At 33.7% G+C, this 24,036-nt stretch carries 24 protein-coding genes and 1 other annotated feature; of the genes, 20 read left to right on the plus strand and 4 right to left on the minus strand.

Annotated elements, in window-relative coordinates; all coding sequences use genetic code 11:
- Window positions 1-163 precede the first annotated feature (163 nt).
- The 15 genes from Q428_RS09220 (at window position 164) to Q428_RS09285 (ending at window position 15,808) form a co-directional block, all read left to right on the plus strand.
- Window positions 164-2,134, plus strand: coding sequence for an OPT family oligopeptide transporter (locus Q428_RS09220; protein ID WP_035380292.1), 1,971 nt, complete (start codon window positions 164-166; stop codon window positions 2,132-2,134).
- A 63-nt stretch (window positions 2,135-2,197) separates the two neighbouring features.
- Window positions 2,198-2,557 carry a PqqD family protein gene (locus Q428_RS09225; RefSeq protein ID WP_035380295.1) on the plus strand — a complete coding sequence of 120 codons (360 nt, stop codon included), beginning with the start codon at window positions 2,198-2,200 and terminating at the stop codon, window positions 2,555-2,557.
- A 210-nt stretch (window positions 2,558-2,767) separates the two neighbouring features.
- Window positions 2,768-3,538: a TSUP family transporter gene (locus Q428_RS09230; RefSeq protein WP_051515088.1), complete on the plus strand. Its 771-nt coding sequence runs from the start codon at window positions 2,768-2,770 to the stop codon at window positions 3,536-3,538.
- A gap of 191 nt (window positions 3,539-3,729) precedes the next feature.
- Window positions 3,730-5,262 carry a histidine ammonia-lyase gene (gene hutH, locus Q428_RS09235; protein WP_035380297.1) on the plus strand — a complete coding sequence of 511 codons (1,533 nt, stop codon included), beginning with the start codon at window positions 3,730-3,732 and terminating at the stop codon, window positions 5,260-5,262.
- Window positions 5,263-5,430: 168 nt separating this feature from the next.
- The gene (locus tag Q428_RS09240) at window positions 5,431-6,603 is read left to right on the plus strand and encodes a CD0519/CD1768 family membrane protein (protein WP_035380299.1); all 1,173 of its coding nucleotides are present in this window, start codon (window positions 5,431-5,433) and stop codon (window positions 6,601-6,603) included.
- Window positions 6,604-6,702: 99 nt separating this feature from the next.
- Entirely contained in the window at window positions 6,703-7,815 is a 1,113-nt protein-coding gene (locus Q428_RS09245; protein ID WP_035380301.1) for a sensor histidine kinase, read from the plus strand.
- The gene (locus Q428_RS09250; protein ID WP_035380302.1) at window positions 7,812-8,450 is read left to right on the plus strand and encodes a response regulator; all 639 of its coding nucleotides are present in this window, start codon (window positions 7,812-7,814) and stop codon (window positions 8,448-8,450) included. The genes Q428_RS09245 and Q428_RS09250 overlap by 4 nt, the downstream gene beginning before the upstream one ends.
- A gap of 134 nt (window positions 8,451-8,584) precedes the next feature.
- Window positions 8,585-9,757 (plus strand): chitobiase/beta-hexosaminidase C-terminal domain-containing protein, encoded by a 1,173-nt coding sequence (locus tag Q428_RS09255; protein ID WP_035380304.1) that lies wholly within the window; start codon window positions 8,585-8,587, stop codon window positions 9,755-9,757.
- Between the two features lie 98 nt (window positions 9,758-9,855).
- Window positions 9,856-10,152, plus strand: a complete 297-nt coding sequence (locus Q428_RS14555) for a transposase (protein WP_051515089.1) — start codon at window positions 9,856-9,858, stop codon at window positions 10,150-10,152.
- Between the two features lie 18 nt (window positions 10,153-10,170).
- Window positions 10,171-10,866, plus strand: a complete 696-nt coding sequence (locus Q428_RS14560) for a hypothetical protein (RefSeq protein ID WP_051515090.1) — start codon at window positions 10,171-10,173, stop codon at window positions 10,864-10,866.
- A gap of 109 nt (window positions 10,867-10,975) precedes the next feature.
- The gene (locus tag Q428_RS09265) at window positions 10,976-11,887 is read left to right on the plus strand and encodes a transposase (protein ID WP_035380306.1); all 912 of its coding nucleotides are present in this window, start codon (window positions 10,976-10,978) and stop codon (window positions 11,885-11,887) included.
- A gap of 309 nt (window positions 11,888-12,196) precedes the next feature.
- Complete coding sequence (locus Q428_RS09270; protein ID WP_035380308.1) at window positions 12,197-13,132, plus strand: ABC transporter ATP-binding protein; 936 nt, start codon at window positions 12,197-12,199, stop codon at window positions 13,130-13,132.
- Window positions 13,133-13,147: 15 nt separating this feature from the next.
- The gene (locus tag Q428_RS09275; protein ID WP_035380309.1) at window positions 13,148-14,275 is read left to right on the plus strand and encodes an ABC transporter permease; all 1,128 of its coding nucleotides are present in this window, start codon (window positions 13,148-13,150) and stop codon (window positions 14,273-14,275) included.
- Window positions 14,276-15,421, plus strand: a complete 1,146-nt coding sequence (locus Q428_RS09280; RefSeq protein ID WP_035380311.1) for an ABC transporter permease — start codon at window positions 14,276-14,278, stop codon at window positions 15,419-15,421. It begins immediately after the preceding gene.
- 141 nt (window positions 15,422-15,562) lie between these two features.
- Window positions 15,563-15,808, plus strand: a complete 246-nt coding sequence (locus tag Q428_RS09285; protein ID WP_035380314.1) for a hypothetical protein — start codon at window positions 15,563-15,565, stop codon at window positions 15,806-15,808.
- 158 nt (window positions 15,809-15,966) lie between these two features.
- Here Q428_RS09285 and pdaA read toward each other — a convergent pair whose 3' ends face one another.
- Complete coding sequence (gene pdaA, locus Q428_RS09290; protein ID WP_035380315.1) at window positions 15,967-16,905, minus strand: delta-lactam-biosynthetic de-N-acetylase; 939 nt, start codon at window positions 16,903-16,905, stop codon at window positions 15,967-15,969.
- 176 nt (window positions 16,906-17,081) lie between these two features.
- Between pdaA and Q428_RS14565 the strand changes: the two genes are divergently transcribed.
- From Q428_RS14565 to Q428_RS09310, 5 genes are all read left to right on the plus strand, one after another.
- The gene (locus Q428_RS14565) at window positions 17,082-17,891 is read left to right on the plus strand and encodes an HsdM family class I SAM-dependent methyltransferase (protein WP_051515091.1); all 810 of its coding nucleotides are present in this window, start codon (window positions 17,082-17,084) and stop codon (window positions 17,889-17,891) included.
- Between the two features lie 56 nt (window positions 17,892-17,947).
- Window positions 17,948-18,808, plus strand: a complete 861-nt coding sequence (locus Q428_RS14570; RefSeq protein ID WP_051515092.1) for a TaqI-like C-terminal specificity domain-containing protein — start codon at window positions 17,948-17,950, stop codon at window positions 18,806-18,808.
- 53 nt (window positions 18,809-18,861) lie between these two features.
- Window positions 18,862-19,069, plus strand: a binding site (T-box leader).
- A 44-nt stretch (window positions 19,070-19,113) separates the two neighbouring features.
- Complete coding sequence (gene trpS, locus Q428_RS09300) at window positions 19,114-20,118, plus strand: tryptophan--tRNA ligase (RefSeq protein WP_035380317.1); 1,005 nt, start codon at window positions 19,114-19,116, stop codon at window positions 20,116-20,118.
- 122 nt (window positions 20,119-20,240) lie between these two features.
- The gene (dinB, locus tag Q428_RS09305) at window positions 20,241-21,491 is read left to right on the plus strand and encodes a DNA polymerase IV (protein ID WP_035380319.1); all 1,251 of its coding nucleotides are present in this window, start codon (window positions 20,241-20,243) and stop codon (window positions 21,489-21,491) included.
- A complete protein-coding gene (locus Q428_RS09310; RefSeq protein WP_035380321.1) occupies window positions 21,488-21,727 on the plus strand; it encodes a hypothetical protein in 240 nt (79 codons plus the stop codon). The genes dinB and Q428_RS09310 overlap by 4 nt, the downstream gene beginning before the upstream one ends.
- Before the next feature lie 60 nt (window positions 21,728-21,787).
- On the opposite strand, the gene Q428_RS16555 is transcribed toward Q428_RS09310, so the two are convergent.
- From Q428_RS16555 to speE, 3 genes are all read right to left on the minus strand, one after another.
- Window positions 21,788-22,111 carry an amidohydrolase family protein gene (locus Q428_RS16555; RefSeq protein WP_341349022.1) on the minus strand — a complete coding sequence of 108 codons (324 nt, stop codon included), beginning with the start codon at window positions 22,109-22,111 and terminating at the stop codon, window positions 21,788-21,790.
- Window positions 22,112-22,140: 29 nt separating this feature from the next.
- Window positions 22,141-22,950, minus strand: coding sequence for a beta-aspartyl-peptidase (iadA, locus tag Q428_RS09315; protein ID WP_341349023.1), 810 nt, complete (start codon window positions 22,948-22,950; stop codon window positions 22,141-22,143).
- Window positions 22,951-23,051: 101 nt separating this feature from the next.
- Window positions 23,052-23,888 carry a polyamine aminopropyltransferase gene (gene speE, locus Q428_RS09320; protein ID WP_035380323.1) on the minus strand — a complete coding sequence of 279 codons (837 nt, stop codon included), beginning with the start codon at window positions 23,886-23,888 and terminating at the stop codon, window positions 23,052-23,054.
- Window positions 23,889-24,036: the final 148 nt, after the last annotated feature.

Here is a 24,036-nt window from a genome sequence, read left to right on the forward strand (position 1 = left end):
AATTTTAGTATAAATACTTTAATAATGGTTTAATTTTTACTAATTATATGTAGAATTAGAAATTAAAATGTCGGAATATTTAAATTATAGTAAAGAATGTTGCAACTTTAGACAAATCATGCTATATATATAGGGTAATAGTAAAATTAAAGGGGGTAACAAAATGTCAGAAAAGAAAGGTCTTTCTCATGGAGCTTATGGCGGCATCAGGGGAGAAGATTATGTTCCTTATGTGTCAGCAAGTGAAGCAATGCCAGAATTAACTGGTATATCAATGTTTATTGGTATTTTACTTGCAGTTATTTTTGCAGCTGCTAACACTTATCTAGCTCTAAATGTAGGTATGACAATTGCTGCAGGTATTCCAGCAGCTATCTTAGGTACTGGACTTTTAAAATTTATATTCAGAAGAAATAATATCCTTGAAGCAAATATGATTTCAGGGGTTGCTGCTATGGGTGAATCTTTAGCAGGAGGTATCGTTTTTACGCTACCAGCTATTTTAATCTGGGGCATGAATTTAAGCCTGATGACTATCGTTGTTGTTACACTTTTAGGTGGACTTTTAGGTATTATATTCGTTGTACCTTTAAGAAAATATCTTATCGTTGAAGAACATGGAAAGCTTGCTTTCCCAGAAAGTATTGCAGCAGCAGAGGTTTTAGTAAACAGTAATGCTGGTGGAGATGGATTTAAGACAGTTTTAACAGGACTTACTATAGGTGGTATATATAAATTCTTATCTGGCGGACTTTTATTATGGCAGGAAGAACCAGAATGGTCAATTAACCTTACTCAGGGTGGAAAATCTATTTACCAGACTATATTTGGTATGGATGCAATGGCAGCCCTTGCAGGGGTTGGTTTTATCGTTGGTATAGAAGCAGCACTTTATATGTTTGCTGGTTCATTAGTTGCTTATTTTGGGCTTATTCCATTAATTAAATATGTTGGAGAAGGACTTACAACACCATTATTCCCAGCAACAGTTCCAATTGCTGAGATGAGTGCTGCAGCAGTTAGAAGCAGCTATATTAGATATATAGGTGCTGGTGCAGTTGCGGCTGGTGGATTTATAAGCTTGGCTAAATCATTACCAACTATCATCAGATCATTTAAAGCTGCTATGTCAGGTATAGGTGCAAAGGGCGGTACTAAGAGAACTGACCTTGATATTCCAATGACTTGGGTTATTGGTGGAGCAGCTTTAACTTTCTTCCTTGCATGGTTCTTACCAATGACTAAGGTTGGACTTGTTGGATCATTCCTTGCAGTATTGTTTGCATTCTTCTTCGCAGTAGTTTCTGCAAGAATTTGTGGTATTATAGGTGCTTCAAACAATCCTGTTTCAGGTATGACAATTGCTACATTGTTATTTGTAACTTCAGTTTTAAAGGCTATAGGATATGTTGGAGATACAGGAATGCTTGTGGCTATAACTGTTGGTGGTATAGTTTGTGTTGCTATATCAGTATCAGGTGGTGCAGGACAAGCTCTTAAGACAACTTATATAATCGGTGGTACTCCAAAGAAGGTTCAAATAGGTATGTATCTTGGTATAGCTTTAGCAGGTATAGCTGCAGGTGCTACAATGCTGCTGCTTGCTAAGACTTACGGAATAGGTGATAATGGAATTGCAGCTCCTCAGGCAACACTTATGTCAATGGTTGTTAAGGGTGTTATGACAGGACAACTTCCATGGAGCCTTGTAATCGTTGGTTGCGTATTTGGTATAATGATAGATCTTATGGGACTTCCAGTTTTACCAGTTGCTCTTGGTATATATCTACCAATTCACTTAAGTGTTGGTATACTTGTTGGTGGTATAGTAAGAGTACTTGTTGATAAGAAGTTTAAAAACAATGAAGAACTTCAAAAGGAAAAGGTTGAAAAGGGTATTCTTTTATCATCAGGACTTGTTGCTGGTGAAGCTTTAGTTGGTATAGTAATAGCTCTTTTAGCTGCATTAAAGCTTGCTGATAAGGTAGGTATTGGAGCAAGAATAATGACTTCTATAACAGGAAGCCAATGGACAGCAACAGCAATGTATTTATTACTTGCTTTCTGGATTTACAGATTTGTTGTTTCAGGTAAAGAAAAAGCTGAAATTAAAGTGGATAAAATTTCTGCATAATTAAATAATATATAATGGGAAGAGTCTAAAAAGACTCTTCCACTATTTTTATCAGGTGATAGTATGAAAGAGAATGAAATTAAAAACCAAAAGGATGATAATTTTCTACTGTATATTCCCATTAAAAAGCATGAGGAGTGGGAGATAAGAGGTAATAAAGTATATCTTATTTTTCATCATAATAAGCCAGTTGAAAGGTTTATGCGCTGGCTTGTAAAAAAACCTTCTGTCAGCGACATTGAACTTGATAAAATAGGTTCAAAAACCTGGCAGCTTATTGACGGAAATCGAACTGTTCATGAGATTGGACAGGAGCTTCTTAATGCCTTTGGCGAGTCCTGTGAGCCTGTTTATGAAAGACTTATTATGTTCCTCAGATATTTAAATAGAAAAGGCTGGATATATTACAAAAAAAGCCAATAGTTCATGTTTATCAAAAGCATTCTGTATTAAATTATGGAATGCTTTATTTTTATATGTTAAAATTAAAGGGACGGTCAACAACTGTTGCCATCAACGGGGGAAAGCTTAAGGGACGGTCAACAATTATTGGGTTGTTATTTGGGACAGGTAATTATTTTTAAGTAATTACATAAATTCTATTAAATTAATGACGAGAAGGGGAGAGGTTAAATGTTAACAACAGCATTGGCAATTAAGTTAGGTCTTTTATGTGTTGCTGGTTTTATAGCCGCATTTGTTGATTCAATCGCAGGAGGGGGAGGACTTATAAGCTTGCCAGCTTTTTTAATGGCTGGGATACCACCCTATTTTGCCCTTGGAACAAACAAGTTTTCAGCAACTGCAGCTTCATGTACCAGCTCAATTAAGTATATTAAATCTGGGAAGGCTAATTTTGAACTGTTGAAATATTTAATTCCATTTACTGCTGTGGGAGCTTTTTTAGGTGCAAGTACAGTTCTTGCTATTAAGCAGGAGTATCTTCAGGCTATGGTTCTTGTTATGATTCTTGCAGTTGGTATATATAGTTTGTTTTCTAAGACCATGGGAACTGAAGATAGGTTTACTGGATTTACAAAAAGGAATATTTTATATGGAATTTTACTTGCCTTTGGAATAGGTTTTTATGATGGTTTCTTTGGACCAGGTACAGGTTCTTTCCTTATATTTGGTATGATTGGTATATATGGATTTGATTTTATTCAGGCTGGGGGTAATGCAAGGGTGTTAAATTTTGTAAGTAATGTTACATCCCTTATCCGATTTGCTATTCAGGGAAAGGTTTATTTGGTTTTTGGAGTACCTGTTGCAATTTCTATGATTATTGGTGCACGAATGGGCACTAAGTTTGCATTAAAAAACGGTGCTAAGGTTGTAAAGCCAATTTTTGTTACAATGTCACTGGCAGTAGCTGCAAAGATGCTGTACAGTTTAATTTGGTAGATTAAGTGCTGAATTTTTCAGCACTATTTTTATTTCCAGGGAAATAAAAAAGTAGATAAATTTTAACTTTAGCATGGTAACAAGGTAAATAAAGTCAGACAATTTAAATACTATGAATTATTTTAAATTGGATATATAATTAATATATAAAAAATATTTTGAAAATTTATCGAAATAAAGGAGGAAGCTCAATGAAAAAAGTTGTTATCAATGGATATGACCTAAGGATTGAAGATGTGGTTAATGTTGCGAGACATGGCTATGAAGTTGAGATTTCAGAAGAGGCGAAGGAGAAGATAGTTAAAGCAAGAAATTTAGTTGATAAGTTTGTTAATGATGGTAAAGTTGTCTACGGAATAACAACTGGCTTTGGTAAGTTTTCAGATGTAGTAATTGATGCTGAAGATACTAAGACTTTGCAGAGAAATTTAATTATTTCCCATGCCTGTGGTGTTGGACAACCATTTTCAGAAGAAATTGCAAGGGGAATAATGCTTCTTCGTGCAAATGCACTATCAAAAGGACATTCAGGGGCAAGATTATCCACTGTTCAAACTTTAGTTGATATGCTTAACAAAGGAGTTACTCCTGTAATATATGAAAAGGGCTCTTTAGGAGCAAGTGGAGATTTAGCCCCTCTTTCACATATGGTTCTGGTTATGATAGGTGAAGGAGAGGCTTATTATAAAGGGGAAAGACTGTCTGGAAAAGTGGCAATGGAAAGGGCAGGAATTCCAACTATTGAACTTGTGTCAAAGGAAGGTTTAGCCCTTATAAATGGAACTCAGGTTATGACATCCGTTGGTGCCCTTGCTGTTTATGATGCAATAAACCTGGCAAAGGCTCAGGATATTGTTGGTGCTTTAACTGTTGAGGCTTTAAGGGGAATAACAGATGCTTATTACCATAGAGTTCATGAAGTAAGACCACAGCATGGCCAGATGAAATGTGCAAAGAACATGCTTTCTTTATTAGATGGCAGCCAATATACAACAAGACAAGGAGAGCTTAGGGTACAGGATGCATATACTTTAAGATGTATTCCACAGATTCATGGAGCTAGTAAGGATGCAATAAATTATGTAAAGGGTATAGTTGAAATAGAAATTAATGCTGCTACTGATAATCCTCTTATTTTTGAAGATGAGGAAAGGGTTATTTCAGGTGGTAACTTCCATGGACAACCGATGGCCTTGGCTATGGACTTCTTAGGAATAGCTGTTTCTGAAATTGCCAACGTGTGTGAAAGAAGAATCGAAAGACTTGTTAACTATCAATTAAACGATTTACCTGCCTTCTTAACTAAAAATGGCGGATTGAATTCAGGATTTATGATAGCACAATATTCAGCTGCGGCCCTTGTTTCAGAAAATAAAGTATTAGCTCACCCTGCATCAGTCGATTCAATACCATCTTCAGCCAATCAAGAGGATCATGTAAGTATGGGTACAATAGCTGCAAGAAAGGCTAGAGAAATCATATATAATGCTTCAAGGGTTGTTGGTATTGAATATTTAGCAGCAGGACAGGCTCTTTATCTGAGGGAAGAAAAACTAAAACTAGGAAAGGGAACTGAAGCTGCTTACAATTTATTAAGAAAAGATGTTGAACCAATAGAAGAAGACAGGGTTATGTATGTAGAAATTAATAAGGCAAGTGAGCTTGTTGCTTCAGGAAAGCTTGTTAAGGCTGTTGAAGAGGTTACTGGAGCTTTAGAAATATAATCTTAATAGATGTCAGGCTGCATTATAGCCTGACATCTATTTTCAAGAATAAGGTCAGGTTTGGTACAAATATTTTGAACAATTAGAATTGTCAGATATATGGATAATATGATAATATTTATAGAGAAAACGGATTTTTTGTCACAATTTTAGAAAGGAGGATAAAAGATGAGCAAAAATGAAAAAAGAGTTGTAGTGTCTGTAAGCAAAGAATCATATTTATGGCTTATAGGATTCATTGTTTTTTTTGGTCTTCTGGGTAATGTTATGGGCATGAAAAATATGTTTAATACGTTAATGTCTACTGCCCATGATTTATTGCTTAATACGGTTTTTTACATCATGGCCATTGCTGTAATTGCAGGGGCTGTTGGGGCATTGTTAGTTGAGTTTGGAGTTATTTCATTGATTAATAAGGTCCTTTCTCCACTTATGAAACCACTGTATGATATGCCTGGAGCTGCTAGTGTTGGAGTTTTAACAACATATTTATCAGATAATCCAGCCATCATATCCTTAGCTAAGGATAAGGGATTTGTAAGGTATTTTAAAAAGTACCAGATACCTGCTTTGACTAACATAGGTACCGCCTTTGGTATGGGGCTTATTGTTACCACCTTTATGATTGGACAGGCTCCAAGTGGTCAGAATTTCCTGCCAGCAGCTGTAATTGGTAATGTTGGTGCCATAATTGGAAGTATTGTTAGTGTTAGATTGATGTTAAGACATACTAAAAAGGCCTATGGGACAGAAGCACCTGCATCTAATGAGGGTGAAAGCGGAATGGATGTTATGAATCTGAGAGAAATAAGGCAGGGAAGTGTATTTCAAAGAGCCCTTGAGGCTATACTTGATGGTGGTAAGACTGGGGTTGATATGGGGCTTTCAATAATTCCTGGTGTTCTTGTGATTTGTACACTTGTAATGATGTTAACAAATGGCCCAGCAGGAGATGGCGGGGTTTATATTGGTGCAAAATACGAAGGTGTGCCAGTTTTACCTTGGATAGGTCAAAAATTAAGCTTTATATTAGAACCTCTTTTAGGGTTTAAACATGCAGAAGCAATAGCATTTCCTGTAACTGCATTAGGGGCAGTTGGGGCAGCAATTGGTCTTGTACCAAACTTTATTAAATCAGGGCTTATTGGTGCAAATGAAATAGCTGTGTTTACAGCAATGGGAATGTGCTGGAGCGGCTATTTAAGCACACATGTTGCTATGATGGATTCACTTGATGCAAGAGAACTTACAAATAAGGCTATTTTAAGCCACACAATAGGTGGACTTGCTGCAGGAATCTCAGCTCATTTTATTTATATGCTGTATACTATGATATTTTAATATAAAAAATGTCAGATATATTTTATCTGGCATTTTTTGTATTAAAACATGGAATTCTAATGTATAATTTTGTTAGGATATTGATTAGGTGGTTTTTATATGGATAAATGGATTTTAATTAATAAGTTTATTTTAATCTTATTTTGTGCCCTTGAGTATAGCAAAGGAAACATGAAGGATGTTATTTTAATTATTACCCTGATGCTTATTTATTTAAGTATTAATGCTGTTGCTTATATATTTAAAAATAAAGCTGTAAGGGCAGTAATTCTTACAGCTTCTTTTTTAATGTTTGGAGTTTGTGGTTTTACTATATTTTCCTTGTTTGTTATACTCCTTCCTGTAAACATTTTCGAATTGGTAGATATTTTTAAATTTCCTTGGACATATGCAATATCCTTCACTATTATTCCAGTTTTCTTTATAAAAGGTGATTTGTTTAATTCGTATATACTGACAACATCTTTGAGCGGGTGCATTTATTATTTATTAAGGAATTTATATAGTAAGGTAATGGATTTAATTATTGAAAATGATGATTTAAGGAAGAAAAATTATGATTTATTCATTAAAATTGATAGAAATGATGAATATAAGAAAGATTTAAAATATTTATCACAATTGGAGGAAAGAAATAAGATAGCTCAGGAAATACATGACAGTATAGGACATACTATTTCAGGAAGTTTAATGCAGTTAGAAGCGGCAAAGCTTCTCGTATATAAGGACACAGATAGGGCAGCTGGTATTATAGTTAACGTAATAGGTATCTTAAGAAATGGAATGGAAAGTATCAGAATAACCTTAAGAAATATTAAACCACAATCTGAAGAGATAGGAATAAATAGACTTAAGGTTTTAATAGATGAAAAATTATCTAACAGCAATGTAAGAAGCAGCCTTGTATATAAGGGTAACCTTTTAGAGATTCCATATTTTTATTGGAAAGTGATATACGAAAATGTTAAGGAAGCTCTGACAAATGTGTTAAAATACTCAAATGCTTCTAATGTTAGGGTTAATATTGAGGTGCTTAATAAGTTTATAAAGGTTGAGGTAAAGGATAATGGAAGGGGTTCAGACAAGATAACAAAGGGTTTAGGAATTTTAGGTATAGAGGAAAGAACCCATGAACTAGGTGGTAAGGTTATAATTGATGGTTCAGATGGTTTTACCATAATAACACTATTGCCAAAGGAGGTAAATAAATGAAAATAAGAATACTTATTGCAGATGATGATTCACTGATAAGGGAGAGTTTAAAGATAATTTTAGGTATGGATGAGGATTTCGATGTAGTTGGATGTGTGGAAAATGGATTAAAGGCAGTAGAATATTGTTTAAGAGAGAGGATTGATGTTGCATTACTTGATGTTAGAATGCCAGTGTTAAATGGTGTCAAGGCTGTTAAGGAGATTTCAAGCAAAACTAACACAAAGACTCTTATTTTAACGACATTTGATGATGATGAATATATAATGGAAGCTGTAAAAAATGGGGCTAAGGGATATCTTTTAAAGAACAATTCTCCGGATAAAATAAAAGATGCTATAAAGCTTGTGTTTAGTGGAAATACCGTTATGCAGGATATTGTTATGGATAAAATAAAGGAAGGCTTAGAAAGAAAAACTGAAATAGATAAAAGTATATTTACATACAGGGAAATCGAAATTATGGAGCAAATATCAAAAGGACTTTCCAACAAAGAAATTGCAAAAAAGCTCTTTATCTCAGAAGGGACGGTAAAGAATTATATAACATCAATCCTTGATAAAACTAATCTCCAGCATAGAACTCAAATAGCTATTTATTACTTGCAAGGAGGAACAATGATAGGGGACAGATAGTTGCTGTTTGGAATTAGAAAATTAATTTTTGAAATTGAATATTTTGCTTATTCTATTTATAATATTGAAATATATGGAGCTGAAGATGATTTAATTTCTTAATGATGAAAATTATTTAAGCAGGGGTGTTCAGTTTGAAGAGAAAAAGTATTTTTTATTTAGCTATAGTAGTAATCCTTGTATTTGTAGGCATATTTGCATATGTTAAAACTTTAAACAATGCCAAGGCTGCAAAGGTAAAGGAACATATAAGACTGGGTAATGATTATATTGCAAGAGAAAGATATCAAGAAGCGGAAAGAGAATTTCAGGAGGCTATAAAACTTCAGCCAAAGAATACAGAAGCAAGAATAGGACTTTCAAAGGCATACTTTTATTCAGGAAGAACTGATGATGGTGAAAAAATATTACTGGAAGTTACAGAGATAGAGCCTGGAAAATCAGAACCCTACATAGAGTTAGCTAAATGTTATTTAGATGTTGATATGTATGATAAGGCAGTTGAAACTTTAAAAAATGGCTATGAAAAAATCAAAAGTGAAGATATTAAAAAATTTCTTGATAATATAAAAATAAAACCAACAGCTCCTAAAACATCATTAGAACCAGAGTCATATGGTATCACACAAAATATAAAGTTATTTACTAATGAAAGTGATGTTGTTATCTATTATACTACTGATGGAACTAAGCCAAATAAAAATTCAAAAAGATTTACAGCGCCAATATTTCTAGACTACGGGAAAACAGTGGTTAAAGCAATTGCAGTAAATAGACTTGGAGTGCCAAGTGAAGTGGCTGAATTTGAATATGTCATCGAAGCAACTCCCTTTTGTTTAACAGATTTCAAATTCGCGGGAATCAGCCATGGGCAGACCCTTGACAAAGTTATAAAGGTATATGGAAATCCTATGAACAGAAGAGAAGAATATGATGCTGAATATGAAATGCATTTGTTAGATTTGGAGTACGATTTTGGAAAATTATCCTTTGTTAAGTTTAAAAATAATCAGCCATATAGGCTTTACACAATTGAATTAACAAGCAGTGCAAAGTTTGGTCCTAGGAATATTAAAGTTGGAGATAGTGATGAACTGATATTGAAAAGGTTTTTTACAGAAAATCCAAACCCAACAAGGGATTGCAAACTGTATGAATTTAATGAAAGAAATTATGCTGATTATAGAACTCAAGAAACAGGAAAGCTGGAATATTATCATTATGTCTTCGATTGGAATTATGCTCTAACCTTTGAGGTGGAAAATAATAGGATTAAGAAAATTAGATTCTTAGAGATGATTATCTAATGGGACATATATGAATTGTCATTTTTAAATGAATAACATCTCGTTTTAAGGGAATGCTAACGATGAAAAGCAAAACTTTAAAGCGAGGTGTTTTATTTATGCCTAGAATTGCTAGACAAAAAACAAATGATGCCATTTTTCATGTTATGGCAAGGAGTATCAGTGAAGTTGATTTGTTTAAGGATAACCAGGATAAGGCCTGTTACTTAGATTTAGTAAAGAAGTATCAAAAAACTTATGAATTCAGAGTATATGGTTATTGCCTTATGGATAATCACCTTCATCTGATAATAGATGCTAATGGAGCAGATATATCAAGGATTATGCACAGCATAAACTTTTCCTATGCCCAATATTTTAATCACAGACACAAAAGACATGGACATCTTTTTTAGGACAGATTTAAAAGTAAGATGGTAAAGAGTGAAATATATCTTTATGCCCTGTCAGCCTATGTTCACAACAACCCATGTGATATAAAGGGATATGAAAACTGCCCGGAGAAATATGAGTTTTCAAGCCTTTCAATATATTTAGGCTTAAGACATGACCCCTATGAACTGGTTGAAGATGGTTTTATTATGAGCATGTTCAGCAAAAATCCCAAAATGGCAAGAGAAAGCTATATGAGATTGGTATATAAATGCGGTGATAAGGTTTTTAAAGAGGAAGTTGAATTTTTAAATGAAGGAACAGAATACAGAAGCGGAAGAAAGATATTAGTTAGAAACATTAAAACTAAGGAGATATTAGAATTTATTGCTTCAAAGATGGGAATTGAAAAAATAAAGCTACACACAAAACACTGCAGGGATATAGTTAATGCCAAGGCTTTAGCTGTACTTTTAATGCGAAGCCTATGTAACTTAAAATGCAAAGTGGGGGACGGTAAAGAAGTGATTCTGCAAAGATTCTATACTGAAAATCCAAATCCAACGAGAGATGGAAAATTGTATGAATTTGATGCAAGAAACTATGGAGATTATAAAACTCAAGATGGTGGAAGGCATGAGTATTATCATTATGTTTTTGACTGGAATTATGCCTTAACCTTTGAGGTTGAAAATAATAAAATAAAGAAAATAACTTTTCTAGAGATGATAATGTAATGGACATTTAGTGGGACATATATGAACTGTGAATTTTGAGAGAATAACATCTCGTTTTAAGGGAATGCTAATTATTAAAAGCAAAACTTTAAAGCGAGGTGTTTTATTTATGCCAAGACTAGCAAGGCAGAAGAAAGAAGACGCCATTTTTCACGTAATGGCAAGGAGTATTAGCGAAGTTGATTTGTTTAAGGATAATGAGGATAAACTTCACTACTTATCCTTAGTTAAAAAATATCAAAAAACCTATGAATTCAGAGTATATGGCTACTGCCTTATGGATAATCATCTACATCTTATAATAGATGCTAACGGAGCAGACATTTCAAGGATAATGCACAGCATAAATTTCTCCTATGCACAATATTTTAACCACAGACATAAAAGACATGGACATCTATTCCAGGACAGATTTAAAAGCAAAATGGTAAAGAGTGAAATCTATCTTTATGCCTTATCGGCATATGTTCACAACAACCCATGTGATATAAAGGGATATGAAAACTGCCCAGAGAAATATGAGTTTTCAAGCCTTTCAATATATCTAGGCTTAAGACATGACCCCTATGAACTTGTTGATGACGGCTTTATTATGGGCATGTTCAGCAAAAATCCTAAAAAAGCCAGAGAAAGCTATATGAAATTAGTATATAAATGCTCTGATAAGGTTTTTAAAGAAGAAGTAGAGTTTTTAAATGAAGGAACAGAATACAGAAGTGAAAGAAAAATTTTAATAAGAAACATTAAAACTAAAGAAATACTTGAATTTATTGCATCAAAACTTGGAATTAAAGAAATAAAACTCCATACAAAACACTGCAGAGAAATAGTTGAAGCAAAGGCACTAGCTGTACTTTTAATGAGAAGCCTTTGCAACTTAAAATGCAGTGAAATCTGCCGCGTCCTTGGAAACATAACTCAAAGCAGAGTTTCAGAGCTCAGCAGTATTGGGGTAAAACTTTTAGATGATGAGAAATATAAAAATATTACATATGAGTTTATGAAGGAATATGCTTGTTAAAAAAAATTAGTCCTCAATAATTTTAAAAAAGTTATAGGAATAATATTTGTTGTTTTCCAAAAAAAATGGACAAGCATACTTTGTAGACAAAAATTTTGCTAAAAAAACTTGTGTTATAAGGTTTTTTTATATTAAAAATTAGAAAAGGCTATGGGTTAAAAATTAATTCTAGATGTCATACCTAATGACAGACAACAAGTATATGTCCCTATGACTTTTGTCATGGGGGAGAAGTGACTTTGTGTACTAATGAAGTTACTTACATTTTTATATAATGTAAGTAAGTAGAAAAAAATAAGAGGTGATTTTATGAAGGTAGTGAAAATAGAGGGGTTAACAAAGAGATTTGGAGATTTAGTTGCTGTTGATAATGTTAAATTAGAAATTGAATCTGGGGAGATATATGGCCTATTAGGGCCTAATGGAGCTGGAAAGAGTACAATGATAAATATTATGTGTGGTCTGATACCAATGAATAAAGGCAGTGTGTCTATTTTAGGTTACAGTATTGAAAAACAGAATAAAGATGCAAAGAAAAATATTGGTATTGTTCCTCAGGATATTGCAATTTACGAGGATTTAACAGCATATGAAAATGTAAAGTTTTTTGCTTCTTTGTATGGTTTAAGAGGCAGTCTTTTACGGGAGAGGGTTTATGAAGCTCTAGAGTTTGTAGGATTAAAGGAAAATGCAAAAAGTTTCCCAAGTAAGTTTTCGGGAGGAATGAAGAGGAGACTTAATATAGCATGCGCAATAGCTCATAGGCCAAAGCTTATAATAATGGATGAGCCTACCGTTGGAATTGACCCACAGTCTAGAAATCATATTCTTCAATCAGTTAAGAAACTTAATTCAATGGGATGTACTGTGGTATATACAAGCCATTACATGGAGGAAGTAGAAGAGATTTGCTCAAGAATTTCAATAATTGATCATGGTAAGATAATTGCTGAGGGAACAAAGGAGGAGTTAAAATCGATTATAACTGATACCAATACTGTTTTGATTACAGTAAATTCAATTTCAACGGTGAAAGAGGAAGAATTAAAGAAGATCAAGGGTGTAAAAAGTGTGGAATTTGATGAAGACTTGGTGAAAGTAAACAGCATAAAGGAGATAAATAATCTTGATAAAATTATACTTTACTTCACAGAAAATGGTATATCCATAAGAAATATTGAAAGTACAACACCTGATTTGGAAACTGTATTTTTAACTCTAACTGGCAGAAAGCTCAGGGATTAGGGGGTAAAGGAAGTTATGAATATAGTTAATATTTTTATTAAGGAGATAAAACAGAACATCAGAGATAAAAAAGCACTTACTATGATGATGCTGTTTCCCATGGTTTTGATATTGGTGCTTGGTTCAGCACTGGGTGGTGTATTTGATAAACAGCGTAGTATTGAAGAAATCAATGTTTTATATATAAACAAGTCAAACAATCAGGTAGCTGAGGCTTTTAACTCTTTTTTAGATAAAGGAAAGGATATTGGAATAGTCTTTTATGAGGCAGAGAATGAGGAGAGTGCACTTGATTGTATAAGAGGAATTAAGGAGCAAAAGTATTCTTGTTATATAAAGGTTAGTAATGACAAAATTGAGGTTTACGAAAATAAAAGATTTAATCTCAATTCTAACATTGTCAGCACAATTTTAAGTGCATTTGTAGATAGATATAATCTTGTTGTTGAGATAGCTAAGGTAAATCCCTTTGCACTAAAGGATGTTGCTAAAAACAACTATGAAAGCTATGCAAAGGTTGTATCCTTAGATGGAGAAAGAAAACAAAGGGCAAAGGATTATTATGCTGTAACAATGACAACTCTTTTTACACTCTATGGTGCTCTATATGGTGCATGGGCGATGAAGTCAGAAAAAGTAATGAAAACTGGTGGCAGATTATTATCCAGTCCAATTGAAAGTCACGAAATATTTATTGGGAAATTGCTTGCTTCTGTGATTTTTACTTTTATTCAAATGACAATTCTGGTTTATTTCAGCAAATTTGTGGTTGGAGCATATTGGGGTGAAGCTATTGGAACAGTGCTTATGCTTATTTTATCTGAAACTATTATGTCAGTAAGCTTTGGCCTTGGTATGTCATTTATTATAAAAAATCCAAATTCACTGCAGGGAATTTTAAACTCTATTATACCTTTTGTAGCTTTTTTAGGCGGTGCATATGTTCCAATTCAGCAATTAGATAATAGGGTATTAAATATTTTAGCTAATATTTCACCATTAAAATGGATAAATGATGCAGCATTTAAGGTTATTAATATAGGTGATTTCAGTCTGGTTTCAAAGGCATTAATGATAAATCTAGGGTTTGCAGGTATATGTTTAATAACAGCTTCGGTTCTTTCAAGAAGGGAGGTTATGTAAATGAAAAATGCACTGGTTATTGCCTTAAATATATTAAAAGTTACCTTTAGAAAAAAGAGCGGGATATTAATATATATTTTAGTTCCAGTAGCTTGTGTTTTAGTTTCGGCAGCTATGTACAGTAATGTGGCTTCAAAGCCTTTATACATCGGTGTTGTGGATAAAGATAATACTGAGTTAAGCAGGGAGCTGATTACCTCAGTTGAGAAAAATAAAAAGTTTATTGTTAAGATAATAGATGAAGATGAGGTTAACAATATGGTAACCAGCAACAGGATTGACTGTTCTTTGATTATTCCAAAGGGATATGAACATGATGTGTTAAATAAAGAATTAAAAGAAATTCAGATTAAATCTATTAAAGGTGAGGATATAACTCTTTGGATACAAAACTATTTAAATTTATATATCAGAAATATCATGGACATTTCTAATGCTTCAAATGGAGACAGGGAAGTTTTTAATAAAATTTATTCTGGATATAAAAGTGATAATTTAAAGTTGGAGGTTAAGGAATTAGAGGATTTTAGTGTTGGAAAGGGAATAGTAAGTCAAAGCATCGGTTTTTTTGTAATGTTTATTATGATTGGAGCTACAACCACTGCCAGTTTAATAGTTTCTGAAAAGAGAAACAGGACTTATTACAGGATTTGTTCCGCTCCTGTAAGTGATAAAATCTATCTTTTGGGAAATGTCTTTGCTAACTTTATTATTGTATTTATTCAAATTATTCTTGTAATAATTGTTATTACCAGGGTTTTAAAGATAAATACCTTTTTGCCTTTCCATCAATTGATGGTGATATTGGTATGCTTTGGTTTGGTATCCATAGGTTTCGGTCTTTTACTTGTATCTTTTTCAGATTCTACCAGCCAGGTTAATAACTTGGGAAATCTTATAATAACACCAAGCTGCATGCTTTCAGGCTGTTTTTGGCCAATAAGCTTCATGCCGGAGATAATGAGGAAGTTTGCAAATTTTCTTCCACAAAAATGGACACTTGAGGCAATTGAAAAGCTTCAAATGGGATATAAAATTGAAGATATACGATATCATATAATAGTCATATTATCATTTGCTCTAACCTTCTTTATGATCGCTGCCTTTAATTTTAACAGAAGAAGGGATACGAAAAATTTTGTGTAATTAAAAAAGGATATTTAAAAAGGGTGAAGAATAATATTAATATGGCAATTTTTGGTTAACATTTGCATTTTTCAATCTGTCTATGAGGTTAATATCAGAGTTTATACGATGCCTGCTAAATAATTTCAGGAGGTTAGTCCTATGAATAAACTTTTTTATTGTAAAGATTGTTTGAGAGTAGTCAGAGAAGATGGTGTTTGTACACATTGCAATGGCCAAAATTTAAAGGAATTAGTAGTTGGTGCACCTGTTAATATCCTTGGCAGCAAATTAAAGGGCAAGGTACTGAAGATTAAGGATGGAGTCGCAAGAATACTGATTACAGATGAGACTAAAAATAAATATATTAAAGAATTTGATGCAGATAAATTGAAGAAGGTAATTTAAGAAGGCACAAAATTAAAAGATGAAAATAAGACTTACCAGGATCTGCAACATAAACCCTTTACAGTTATCTCATATCCTTCTTGTAATCTTTGTGTAAGAATAATAAATGACAACAACTAACAGATTTTAATGCTGTCAGGTTGTTGTCATTTTATGTCTTAATTCAGTTCATCTAAAGTACCAAATCTATAACCTTCAGCCTTTAAATCCTTAATGATTAAATCCAGGGCTTCTGTGTTGCTCTTTGATACTGCATGGAGCAGTAATATAGCACCATTATGGACTCTTTTCATAACTATATCATGGGTCTGTTGTATGGTTGGCTGCTTATCAACAATCCAATCTACATGGGCGAAACTCCAGAAGATTGTTTTGTAACCAAGCTCCTTAGTTAAGTATAAAGATTTTTCACTATACTCTCCCATAGGGGGTCTAAAATATTTTGGCATTTCCTGACCTGTTACTTCTCTGAAAATATCTTCAGTTTCGGTAAATTCTTTTTTAAATTCATCTAAATTTCCTGCTTTACTGGGCATAGATGGATGATGTGATGTATGGTTGCAAACCAGATGCCCTTCATTTACCATTCGCCTTATTAAGTCCTTTTCGGTTTTAATATATGGTCTTGTTACGAAAAATGCAGCCTTTACGTCATTATCCTTAAGGACATCTAAAATTTTTCCTGTATAACCCTTTTCATAGCCTTCATCAAAGGTTAAATATAAAACCTTTGAATTTGTATCCCCAACATAGTATGCCGAATACTTTTTCAGCATTTCCTTTATTGCGGTGGAAACCTCAGGGGTTGTATGTGTGCTGTTTGGTCTAAATCCCCATCTTTTAAGGGAATTATCTAAATTAACTGAATCCCCTTCATTTTTGGTTTTAGAGGAATTCTCCTTATTTTCTGGTGTCTCTTTCTGTGGGGGATTGACAACTTCATGGTTTATTGAGTCCGTTGTAGAAAGTTTTGGAGGTTCACTTTCAGTAACTTTAGGGGGGACAGATGTTTTAGGTAGCTCTGAATGTTTACTGCCGCAGGATACAGTCAGTAGTAGGACAAGTATTAAATTGATTATTAAATATCTTCTGTGCATATGCTACACCTCCCATTCTTATTATATCAATAATCAGACAAAATAACTCATAAAATTCACACCCCACATAGGGACACATACTAAGTGTTGGATATTGGATGGAGCAAAACCATTAACTTGAGATTATAGATTTGTATATGTATAATTATTTCAGGGAAAAGAATTGGAGGAAGTTTATGTTTAAAGAGTTTATTGACGAGGTTAAATCTTTATATGAAAAATTATTAAATAACGATAGACCTTTTTTAGATGATTTTTTAAAAAAGTGGAATATAGAGGGTAGCATAGGAGAGGTATATCAGAATCTTTGTAAAAAGGAATTGAAAAAGGAGATGGGCAGCTTTTATACTCCATATGAGATTGTTGATTTTATGGTTGATGAGATGATAAAAGGATTAGATTACTGGGAAAACCCCTTTGTTAAAATAGTTGACCCTTCCTGTGGAGGTGGATATTTTTTAATTGCAGCTTTTAAAAAGTTAGTAGTTTTAGCTGAAGAAGCTGGAATTGAAAATCCTGGTGAGCATGTTTTAAAGTATAATATCTATGGTTATGATATTGATGAGAACGCTGTTATGATTACAACTCTTGAAATTTTTAATTTAACAGGCCAGGTGACCAGGAATATCAGGTGTCAGGATTTTTTAATGACAGATGGAGAGTTTGATATTGTCATTGGAAATCCACCATATATGGGACACAAGGTTTTAAAGGGAGAATACAGGGAGAAATTATGTGAAATCTTTCAAGATGTTTTTCAGGATAAGGCTGATTTATCTTATTGTTTTATTAAAAAATCTATAGATTCCTTAAAGGTTGGAGGAAGATTGGTATTTTTTACTTCAAGGTATATATTGGAAGCTCTGCATGGTAAGGGGATAAGGGAGTATATAAAAAATCAGGACAAATCCAGAGTCTCATTGATTTTTATGGAGTCAGAGTTGTTAAAGGAGCTGGAGTTGACAATATTATACTTAAATTTATAAAGGGCAGCATTGATAGGGATATCAATTTTTTCAGGCTTAAATACACTGCAAAGGAAATGGGAAGTAAAGTTTTTGATGATATTGTTTATATAAGGGAAAAATATTCTAAATTTATATCATTTGACAGTCAATTTTTGGACAATAAAGGTTGGGTTTTTTTAGATGATAAAGAACGAAGTATTTTAAATAAAATAAAAGGTGTAGAATTAAATTGTATTTGTGAAAGTTTTCAAGGGATAATAACTGGCTGCGATGCTGCGTTTATTATATCAAAGGAAGAGGCAGAGGAATTAAATATTGAGGCTGATATAATAAAGCCATGGATAAAAAATAAAAATATTGATTCTTTTAAAGTTAAGGAAACTCAGGAGCTTATAATTTATTCAGATTTAATTGAAAATGAGGAAGAATATAAAAATGCTTTGAATTACATTTCAAAACATAGAGAAATACTTGAAAAGAGAAGGGAATGTATAAGAGGGGTCAGAAAATGGTATCAGCTTCAGTGGGGAAGAAAGGAATATATATTTCAGGAAAAGAAGATTGTATATCCCTTTAAAGCTTCTAAAAACAGGTTTGCTATAGATGAAGGCAGTTATTTCAGTGCAGATGTATACATAATAAAGTTAAGGGATATGTTTATAGATAAAATAAGTTATGAGTTTTTAGCAGGAGTTTTAAACAGCAGTATATATGAGTTTTATATAAAAACTATGGCAAAAAAGCTTGGAGATGAGTTATATGAATATTATCCAAATAAGGTTATGACACTGAAAATACCTGAATATATTAAAGAAATTGAGGAGGAGGTTCTAAAGGGAGGAGAAGACATAAAGGAAAGGGTAGATAATATTCTTTTGAGATATTTTAATATTACCCAGGATGAATATGATGTTATTAAAACTTGGTGCTACTAAGTCAAAATTTTATTTACAAATATCTATATTTTTCATATAATGTTATATAATATATTAAAGCAATGATTGAGAATAGTAGGCATATTAATCGGCTAAAGCGACCTGGGGATGGTGGAAGCCTGGGGCAGGAGATATGTTGAATGGGCTCATGAGTGTAAAGCCGAAATAACAGTAGGTTTTAACGTTTCCCGCGTTAAGGGCAGAGTGGGTCATTTGACCAACTAGAGTGGTACCGCGTAGGAAGTTTCCTTCGTCTCTTTTATGGGACGAAGTTTTTTTATTTTATATAGTCAGGAGGAGTTGAAATGGAAGAAAGAAAAACCATATTTAGTGGAGCGCAGCCATCAGGTAAGCTTACACTTGGAAATTATATAGGTGCTTTAAAGAGCTGGGTAGAACTTCAGAATGAATATAATTGTTATTACTGTATTGTTGATCTGCACGCTATAACTGTTCCACAGGAACCCAAAAATCTCAGGGAAAATTCACTTTCTGTTTTGGCTCAATATATTGCAAGTGGCATTGATCCAGAAAAGAATACGATTTTTATTCAATCACATGTAAGTGCTCATACTGAACTTGCATGGGTTTTAAACTGTATGACATACATGGGTGAGTTAAATAGAATGACACAATATAAGGAAAAGTCAAGAAAAAGTGAGGCAAATTTAAATGCAGGATTATTTACTTACCCAGTGCTGATGGCTTCAGATATTCTTTTATATCAAACAGACCTTGTTCCTGTTGGGGAAGACCAAAAGCAGCATCTAGAGCTGGCAAGGGATTTAGCCCAAAGGTTTAATAACAGGTACAGCGATACATTTAAGGTGCCAGAGCCATACATTCCAAAGGTTGGAGCCAGAATAATGAGCCTTCAGGATCCAAATAAGAAGATGTCTAAATCAGATGAAAATGAAAATGCTTATATTTTGATTATAGATAGTCCAGATGTAATAAGAAAGAAAATTAAAAGGGCTGTTACAGATTCCTTAGGTGTTGTAGCTTATAATGATGAACAGCCTGGTATAAAAAATCTTTTAAATATATATTCTAAACTGTCAGGAGAGAGTATAGAAGCTATAGTTGAAAGATATGAAGGTCAGGGATATGGTAAGTTTAAAGAGGATACTGCAGAGGTTGTAATTGAGGGATTAAGACCAGTCAGGGAAAAGGCAGAGGAACTTTTAAGGAGTAAAGACTATCTTGAAAAGGTTTATATGGAAGGGGCATATAAGGCAGAAGCAGCTGCAAGAAAAACGCTTAGAAAGGTATACAAGAAGGTGGGCTTCATACCTAGAAAATTCGAATAAGATAAAAAAATGTCGACGATAAGTTCTAAGGAATTTATCGTCGTTTTTTTAAAATCTGGGGTTTTATTTTTTCAAAAAAGGAGTATAATAGATTATGCGAACAAATGTTCGGGAGGGCTATTATGAGAAAAATACTTCATGTGGATTTAAACGCATTTTATGCATCGGTGGAACAAGCTTTAAATCCTGACCTTGAAGGTCTTCCTGTTGCTGTGGCAGGGGATAAGGAAAAAAGAACCGGTATTATACTTACATCTTCATACGAGGCAAGGAAATTTGGAGTTAAGACAGGTATGACTGTTGGAGATGCTAAAAACCTTTGTCCTAATCTTGTACTTGTAAAACCAAATTTCAAAAATTACATGTCTTATTCAATAAGGGTTATGGACATTTTAAGGAGTTTTAGCCCGGATGTTGAGCAATTTAGTATAGATGAGGCCTGGGTTGATGTTACAGGTTGTGAACATTTATTTGGGGATGGGGCAGAGATTGCAGATAAAATAAGACATAAAATTAAAGATGAGCTTAATATCACAGCCAGTGTAGGTGTATCATATTGTAAATTGGTTGCAAAAATGGCATCTGACTTAAAAAAACCAGATGCCACTACCGTTGTCATGAAGGAGGATTTAGAAAAGGTAATTTGGCCTCTTCCAATTAATGATCTTATGGGTGTTGGAAGAAAAACCAGGATTAAACTTAATGACATAGGAATTTTTACAATAGGAGATTTGGCCAATTCATCATTAAGTTTTATTGAAAAACGTTTTGGGAAGGTTGGAAGATATCTTTGGTACTTTGCCAACGGCATTGACAACTCTAAGGTATCAACCTTAAGGGAGACAGCTAAGGGTATAGGAAATTCCATTACCACTCCAAGGGATATTGTAAATTTAGAGGAGGCCTCTGAGGTTTTAATGGTTCTTAGTGAAAGTGTAGGCAAAAGGCTTCGTGAACATGGCCTTGAGGGTGATGTTATTGAGATAACTGTTAGAACCAGTGATTTTAATACCTTTGTAAGGCAGCGGAAAATCTATCATCATACGGATACAACCTATGAAATACATAAAAACGCTCTGAAGCTTTTAAGTGAAAATTGGGTGAATGAAAACAGAATCAGGCTTTTAGGTGTCAGAGTAACTGGGCTCAGGGAAAGCAGCGGCTTTAAACAGATGAGCTTTTTTGAAGAAAAGGCTGTTCAAAAAAATGAAGTTCTAGATAGATGCATGGATACAATAAGGGATAAATACGGTAAAAATGCTATAGTAAGGGCTTCTATGATGGTAAATGAGAGTCATAAAAGTATAAATATAGTATCTGATAAGGAATGGACACCAATGAATCCTTTTAATAAAGGTGGTGGAAATTTATGAAAATGGTTAGAGAAATAGTTGATGCAATGGTTTTATTTGAGAAGAATAACGTAAATCCTGTAGTTGTTACATATAGCCAGGGGAATTTAAGGGTAAACAGGGTTATGAAAAGCTGGAAGGAGAGAAGAAATTTAAGAGAATGTTATATTTATCTGTGTCAGGTTGAAGGCAGATGTGATCCTGTGGAACTCAGGTGGGAAATTGAAAGTAACAGATGGTTTATAGAGAGGTTATAAATAAAAAGTCCATGGAAGTGTCTTAGGGCATGCCGTGGACTTTTTTGACATTTTATAATTTCAGCTCTGAAAGGTTCCCAATACAGTTGGTTTATAGTTTGCAACCATTATTCTTCCCCTTGAGATTACAGTATGTGGCTGTAATTTTTCATCCAGAAGCAGCATATCGGCATCAAAACTCTCTTTAAGACTGCCTTTATCTTTAAGTTTTAATAGTTTTGCAGGGGATGAGGTAAATGGAATTAAAGCTGTCTCAAGGGGTATACCATTTTCAACACATTCCTTCAGGGTTTTAAGATTAGTGGAAGGTGAGCCCACTCCCATTTTAATAAGTTTGCCTGTGTTATCAAATATAGGAAGACTTCCACCTGCATCGGAGCTCATTGTTATTTGATAGGGTGATACTTCATTGTTTAAAAGGATTTCATAGGCTTTGAAGGGGTACAGAGCATCATCGCCTTCAGGAACAATACCTGTTGTAATATCAACAAATCCTCCTCCTTTGCATATTCCACTGATTGTTCAAACAAAGCCTTGTTACGGTTGATATGGGTTGGAAGTATGTTTTCGTAGGGAATTTCATGTTCTTTAGTCAGGCTAATCACTGGGTCAAGTTTTTCTTTTCCATCACCTAAATGTATGTGGAGAATTCCACATTTTCCAGAGAGCATACCGCCAACTCTAGCCTCTGAGGCTAGATAGACTAATTCCTTTTGAGTTGGATGGGTTGAGCGATGGTCTGACACTGCGATTTCACCAATTCCAATTATTTTATCCACAAGAACTATATCTCCACGGGCACTGTTGGTAAGGGTTCTGGTTGGAACCTCATAACAACCTGTCCATGAGTAGGTTGATATACCTTCAATATCAAGTGCCCTTGATTTTGCAATGAGGTTTGCCATATTTCGAGTTATTCCATCTGTTCCAAGGCAGCCAACTACTGTTGTTATACCGTTTAGAGTAAAATCTGTAAGCATAAGCTCAGGGGTTCTTGTGATATAACCACCTTCACCTCCGCCGCCGATTATATGAACATGGAGGTCAATGATTCCAGGAACTGCAATAAGGTTTTCAGCATCTATAACTTCAATTTCGGGAAAATTACCACCAGGAACATCTATGTTGTCTGAAATATATGCAATTTTGTTAAAGGAAATCAGAATATCTTTCTTTCCAAGTTTATCTGGTGCAAAAACATTTGCATTTTTAACTAAAATCATATAATCACCTCATATTTAGGATGACAAAAAATTTCAAAATATATAAGTAAAAGGGATGAGGTATTAGCATTTTTTAGTGCTGATGCCTCATCCCAATATTTTTATTCACTGATTACATCTTGAACGTATTTTGGAAGTACGAAACATGCTTTATGAATTTCAGGTGTATAGTATTTTGTATCCATTTCAGGGATTTTTGTTATGTCAACCTGTGATGGATCGTATTTCTTTGAACCAACTGTAAAGCTCCAATATCCTCCTGGATATGTAGGTATAGCAGCCATGAACATTTTTGTTACAGGGAATATTGCCTTAGCATCGCTGAAAACTTTTTTAACTGTTTCAGGTAAGTAGAATGGAGTTTCTGTCTGGGCAATAAATATTCCGTCCTCTGTCAATGATTCATATATGTCTTTGTAGAAATTGCCGCCAAATAATCCTTCAGCTATACTGAATGGATCTGTTGAGTCAACTATTATAACGTCAAATTCATTTTTATGCTCTTTAACGTATTTGATACCATCTCCTATGAAGACTTCACATCTTGGATCATCAAGTGCACAGCTTATCTCAGGAAGATATTTCTTACATTCTTCAACAACATCTCCGTCAATTTCGCAAAGAACAGCCTTTTCTACTGATGGGTGTCTAAGGATTTCTCTTATAGCTCCACCATCTCCTCCACCTACAACTAAAACCTTCTTTGGGTTTGGATGTGTGAATAAAGGAATGTGAGATATCATTTCATGATATACAAATTCATCCTTTATAGTTGTCTGTACAATACCATCAAGAACCAGCATTCTTCCAAAAACTTCTGTGTCAACGATTGCAAGGTCCTGGAACTGAGTTTTCTTTCTAACTAGTGTTTCTTTTACTTTATAAGTCATAGCAATACCAGCATCTTCAAGCTGCATTTCTTTTAACCATAAATCCATAGTGCAATCCTCCTATTCGTATATGTATAATACTATATTATTAGCATTTTTAAGTTACATAGTGCATTTTATCATTAAAGATTGATTTTTACAACATTTATTGTGAAAATACTTGGAATTCTCTTATATATGTGTTAATATACGAAAA

This window comes from Fervidicella metallireducens AeB, from assembly GCF_000601455.1.
Taxonomy (GTDB): Bacteria; Bacillota; Clostridia; order Clostridiales; family Caloramatoraceae; genus Fervidicella; species Fervidicella metallireducens.